Here is a 5,568-nt window from a genome sequence, read left to right as displayed (position 1 = left end):
TTTTTATACATAAAAAATAAAAATTGCAAAAATATTCTTATTATAGGTTTATTTTTAGAAAAAGAGGTGATATAATTAGCTTGTTGGATTATTTACATCTTAATTGCAATTTAAAACATTTTCATAAGTATTTAAGTTTAAGTCTCCACGGTGCATAATTAAGTTAAAATATATTTTTTTATAAACAGTTCATATAATACAATAATTATCAATATAATTTATGTGTAGGGCAGTTTGTGTAATAAGAATATAATTATTAATGATATGGAAATGGGTGTGAGAATATGAAAAGTTTTAGTGAACAGGATAAAGGCAGGTATAGTAAAGTACAAAAATCTTCTGTACTAGACGTTTTTTGTGATGCCACTCTGGAAAAACAAGTTCAACAGCTTAAAAATGACGTAGAAAGAAATACTGAACTTTTAAACGAAAGCCAGGAGCTTAATAAAAAGATTACAGAATTCATATCTAATATTTCTCATGAATTAAAAACACCTCTCAACGTTATTTTTTCTGCGATACAAGTATTGGCACTGTGTAAGGATTATACAGACAAAAATTACATAAACAAGCAAAGCAAGTATCTGGAAATTATGAAACAAAACTGTTACAGACTTATGAGGCTCATAAATAACCTGTTGGATATAAGCAAGCTGGATTCAGGATTTATAAAATTAAATCTTCACAATAGAAATATTGTAAGCGTAGTTGAGGATATCACTTCTTCATTGGCTCCATATGTGGAGGACAAGGGAATCAATTTGACCTTTGACACCAATGTGGAGGAAAAGATAATGGCCGTGGATCCGGATAAAATGGAGAGAATAATTTTAAATTTGCTCTCAAATGCAGTGAAATTTACTCCCGAGAATGGTGAGATATACGTAGATGTTCTGGATAAAGGGGATAATGTATATATTAAAGTAAAGGATACAGGTGTTGGAATACCGGAAGACAAACTTCAGGTCATATTTGAAAGATTTGGGCAGGTGGGCAGAGATTATGTAGACAACAGCAAGGGCAGTGGAATAGGCCTTTACCTGGTAAAATCATTTGTAGAGCTCCACGGCGGTGAAATCAGTGTAAAGAGCACCTTGAACGTTGGAAGCGAATTTACCATAAGGCTTCCCGCCAAAGTTATAGAGGAAGAGTACTGTGAAGAGAGCGATTATGGGAACAGAAAAGAACAGATTGGCATGGAATTCCCGGATATATACTATAAAACTTGATTTTGCAGGAATCTTGATTCCATCTTTATAAGTGATATAATATTCTGGTAAAGGTGGGGTGATGGCATGAGCAAAATTGGAGGGAACGGATGCGAAATACTGGTTCCCTTTAATGAGAGAAAACCGTTGAAAGAAATAGAGCATAGTATCACTAAAAGGTATAGAACCCATATATGGTCGAGATTTGTAAGGGCTATAAGCGAATATCATTTGGTAGAAGAAGGGGATAAAGTTGCAGTGGCAGTATCCGGAGGCAAGGACAGTCTGCTCATGGCAAAATTGTTCCAGGAACTGAAAAAACACTGGAGAGTGGATTTTCAGCTGGAATTTATTTCTATGGATCCGGGATATCATAAGAGCATTCGGGAACTTTTGGAAAGTAATTGTGAATATTTAAAAATTCCACTGCATATTTTTGAATCTGATATTTTTTCTGTAATAGATAAAATTGCCAGAGATTACCCCTGTTATATGTGTGCCAAGATGAGAAGGGGAGCACTTTATACCAAAGCCCGGGAACTTGGCTGCAATAAACTTGCCCTGGGACACCATTTCAATGACGTAATAGAGACAACTCTTCTTAATCTTTTATATTCTGGAAGCTTTAAAACCATGCTTCCAAAATTGAAGTCCAAAAACTTTGAAGGTCTGGAACTCATAAGACCTCTTTATTACGTGGAAGAAGTCTATATTCAGCGTTTTATACAAAACAGCGGTATATGGCCTCTTAATTGTGCCTGCATGGTTGCAGCAGAGAGAATAGGCAATAAGCGCTATGAGATCAAGGACTTGATAGCGGAGTTAAAGAAGAGATTTAAAGATATAGATAAATCCATTTTTCACGCGGCGGAAAATGTAAATTTAGACGGCATTCTCGCCTGGGAGAAAGATGGAGAGAAACATTCTTTTTTGGAAGATTATGATAGACAGTGAGTTGAATCAAATGATAAAGATATGGGGAAAGCTCATAAAACACAATAAAATAATCAAAGACAAAGTGGTCACAGCTGGCGGCGGGGAAAATTATCAGCAGGATCTCAAGAAATGTATAATTGTGCTCTGCAGTGAATTTGACATTGAAAAACCCTACTGGCTTTCCACCAACCTGGAGGAGTACAACAGGAGAGGCAAAACTATCTTTACACAGGATAATTTTATAGACAGATTCCCTTTTGACAAATTTGTCATAGAAGAACTTAAAACAAAAAATAAAAAACAGTGAAAAGCTGACAGCTGGGAGTATACAGCTCTTGTTGATTTTTAGCGACTGCCGAAAATCTTCATTTACTATACACCCTGCGCTTTTAACTTTTCACTTTAAATTGTGAATTGTCTAAGACTGTCCATTATCGAATATAACCACGAACTTTATGGAATATATATCTGCCAGTTCTCTGGCATTCGTACCCTCTTCCCTCAGTATTATATAACTTATTCCTACATTTTCCAGTATTCCTGTCCTGTCCTGCATAGTGCCGGTGCCCAGCAAAAAGGTAACCCTCACTCTTTTCCCTATCTGAGTTCTTAAGTAACCTTGAACATAATTTATATCCTGTTGTATTGGAGAACCTGGGGCCATCTCGAAGCTGGTGGGTGTCGGGGTGATATGGGGTGCCTGAGAAGGCGTCTGCTGGTTTTGTCTTGCGTCAGAACTTTCGTCTGTTTCCTCAGGTGTTTCTTCAAGTGTTTCCTCCGGGGGAGGAGCTCCTGGCATTTCCATTTCAGGCATTATCTCCGGTGACATTGGCATAGTCCTGAAATAATCAGGGTAATTTGATATCATTAAAATACCTCCATATTATATTGATTAATCTGGCTAAATTTCAATTGTCAATTAAAAATTAAATTGTGCATTGTCTAAGTTTGTGCGTACAGCTCCGTGGGGTTGTAAAAGCAGTGGTTTAATATCCTTATCTGAAAAGTTCCTACACCGTTATAGGGAAATATACCGGGACATGGGGCATAGGGATTAAAATACCATAGAGAATAACCTATGTTAAATAACCTGTTTCCTGCAAGTGCCCAGTCTGCTATGTCATAGTGTATTTGATCAGGAGGAATGGACCAGACATTTTGATTGTTGGGTACGCCGTTTATTTCAGTACGCATGCAGTCGAATTGACCAGCCTGAAAAAGTACACGCCTGAGATCACCCTGGCCTATTCTATGATATTCCCCGTAGGGAACCCGTACCCTGTTCATGATAGTGGTAGCTACAGCCCTCATTCCGTTATCCCCTTCTCCGCCTGCTTCACACTTTATGATTCTGGCAAGGAGTTCTCTATCTGAGAAAGCCATAGACTTTCACCTCCATATTTTACTTACAGTATTATTTTATTTGGAAAAGTTTAAAAGGTTACAATTATTTACTTAAACTCTTATTTCCATCAATTACATGGATAAGAAATTCTTATATTGACTGTAAAAAAATTTTGTGTTGTTATATAATAAATTGTATATATTGATGATAATTGAAAGAGAGGTAAACTATATGGCGAATAAGAAAAGGTTTTTGAGCCCCCTGTTGACTGCGCTGGTGCTGTCACTGACACTTGGAGCTGGAAGTGTAGGTGTACAAGCAGATGACAGCAGTGATAATATAAACAGAATAGGGGGAAGCGACAGGATAGGTACTGCTGACCAGGTGGCGCTGGATCTCTTTGGAACTTCCCAAAATGTAGTTCTTGTAAATGGATACGGCTATGCGGATGCAGTGAGTGCCACTCCACTGGCAAAACAGCTCAATGCCCCCATACTTTTGACAAGCGGGGAGGATGCTCTGGAATCCCAGGTATCTTCAACCATGGACAGTCTTCATGTGTCCAATGTATACATAGTAGGCGGCAGCGGAGTTGTATCCCAGTCCATAGAAGACAGTTTGAAGGCTAAATATGGGACGGAACACGTTCAGCGTATAGAGGGAACCACTGACACTACAAGAATGGGTACAAATGCAGCAGTTGCCCAGAAAGTGCTTGATAAGACCGGAAAGAAATCTGCAATCCTTGTAAATGGACAAGATGGATATGCGGATTCACTTTCAGTAGCTTCCGTTGCAGCACAGGAGGGATATCCCGTTTTATTTGCAAATAGCACGGAAGTACCTTATGTGGTTAAGGATATAGTGACTTCCAACAGCTTGAGTAATATAAAAGCTGTAGGGGGAAGCGGAGTCTTGCCTGAAGCTGTAGTGAATTCAGTAAATGGGACTAAAATCACCAAGGATTCCGATATGTTGAACAGATTTGCCACCAATCTGGCAGTCCTCAATTATTTTAAAAGCAGCCTTAAATTTGACAATGTGTATGTAGCAGCTGGGGGAGCGACAAGCAATCAGTTTGCAGATGCCCTAGTGGCCTCTGCAGCAGCAGCAAAGACCGATTCACCTTTGGTGCTCAGCGGAGTTGGTGCAAATCAGACTCAAATAGATAATGCCAGAGATTATGTATTGTCCAATACCGATCCGGACACTTCAAAGATAACCATAATTGGAGGAACGGCTTCCGTTTCAAAGGCAATAGAAGACAGTTTTACTTTTTCTATAATAGGTATCGAATAAAAAAACCCGCTTTCGCGGGTTTTTTATTCGTTATTCAAACTTCATCTTTAGTTGTGAATTGTAAAAACTCTTCTGGTTTTATATAATAAATATGTTCATTTTTTAATAAACATAGTCATTTGCGATATAAATGACTATGTTTATGACGAATGAATATGATAGGTGAGCATAAAATTAAACCAAAAAAAGCGGATTTTTAAATTTATTAACAATATAAAAAAAGGATTTTTATAGGTTATGTAGAATAATATATCAAATATATAAGTATAATTAACTAGCTTTATAAAAAGCATCCATATTTTAAGGAATATATTTCTTGTAAAACCTTAACTTACTAGGGATTGGACTATGGAAAAATTAGAAATGTTGTTGTATAATTGAAGTATGGGTTGGTCATTGCCAGATGAGAAATTATTTATCATAGGAGGTATACTGTAGAAATTATGGATTTATTATGATATAATCAAAATAAATTATGAGGAATACCATGTAAATAATAAATTTTTGTGAAAATTTATGTTAAATTGTACAATGTTACTAGTATGTACAATCCATATGTGGTATAATAAAGTCTGTTTTAAGGATGTTGACCAAGCAGTATTGGCATGGGAAAGATGAAATTTCACAGAGTACATAAAGTTAAAAATTGATTTGTACATGCTTATGTTACTTGGATTGGCATTTTAATAAAGTATATATCTGTCTCTTATAAAAATCTGACGCTGACGAAGAAGATAGAAGTGTAGATATCTGTGGTCGACGTATCATTAAAAAAAAAAA

General features: G+C 36.6%; 6 protein-coding genes. 4 read left to right on the top strand and 2 right to left on the bottom strand.

Translation table 11 applies throughout. The features are described 5' to 3' along the window. The first annotated feature begins 284 nt into the window (after positions 1-284). The 3 genes from J5G60_RS16285 (at position 285) to J5G60_RS16275 (ending at position 2,451) form a co-directional block, all read left to right on the top strand. On the top strand, positions 285-1,229 hold the full coding sequence (locus J5G60_RS16285) for a sensor histidine kinase (RefSeq protein WP_150358892.1): 945 nt from the start codon (positions 285-287) through the stop codon (positions 1,227-1,229). A 66-nt stretch (positions 1,230-1,295) separates the two neighbouring features. Then, positions 1,296-2,162 carry a tRNA 2-thiocytidine biosynthesis TtcA family protein gene (locus J5G60_RS16280; RefSeq protein ID WP_150358891.1) on the top strand — a complete coding sequence of 289 codons (867 nt, stop codon included), beginning with the start codon at positions 1,296-1,298 and terminating at the stop codon, positions 2,160-2,162. A gap of 10 nt (positions 2,163-2,172) precedes the next feature. Next, positions 2,173-2,451: a hypothetical protein gene (locus J5G60_RS16275; RefSeq protein WP_190972269.1), complete on the top strand. Its 279-nt coding sequence runs from the start codon at positions 2,173-2,175 to the stop codon at positions 2,449-2,451. A 111-nt stretch (positions 2,452-2,562) separates the two neighbouring features. On the opposite strand, the gene J5G60_RS16270 is transcribed toward J5G60_RS16275, so the two are convergent. Together J5G60_RS16270 and J5G60_RS16265 are read right to left on the bottom strand one after the other, a co-directional pair. Then, positions 2,563-3,012 carry a hypothetical protein gene (locus J5G60_RS16270; protein WP_150358890.1) on the bottom strand — a complete coding sequence of 150 codons (450 nt, stop codon included), beginning with the start codon at positions 3,010-3,012 and terminating at the stop codon, positions 2,563-2,565. A 74-nt stretch (positions 3,013-3,086) separates the two neighbouring features. Further along, positions 3,087-3,527 carry a cell wall hydrolase gene (locus tag J5G60_RS16265; RefSeq protein WP_150358889.1) on the bottom strand — a complete coding sequence of 147 codons (441 nt, stop codon included), beginning with the start codon at positions 3,525-3,527 and terminating at the stop codon, positions 3,087-3,089. A 193-nt stretch (positions 3,528-3,720) separates the two neighbouring features. Here J5G60_RS16265 and J5G60_RS16260 point away from each other — a divergent pair, with 193 nt between their 5' ends. Next, positions 3,721-4,788: a cell wall-binding repeat-containing protein gene (locus J5G60_RS16260; RefSeq protein WP_150358888.1), complete on the top strand. Its 1,068-nt coding sequence runs from the start codon at positions 3,721-3,723 to the stop codon at positions 4,786-4,788. Positions 4,789-5,568 lie beyond the last annotated feature (780 nt).

The sequence above is a fragment of the Clostridium sp. HV4-5-A1G genome, from assembly GCF_900184915.1.
GTDB classification, from domain to species: Bacteria; Bacillota; Clostridia; order Clostridiales; family Clostridiaceae; genus Clostridium_B; species Clostridium_B aromativorans.
This window is presented reverse-complemented; position numbering and strand designations above follow the sequence as displayed.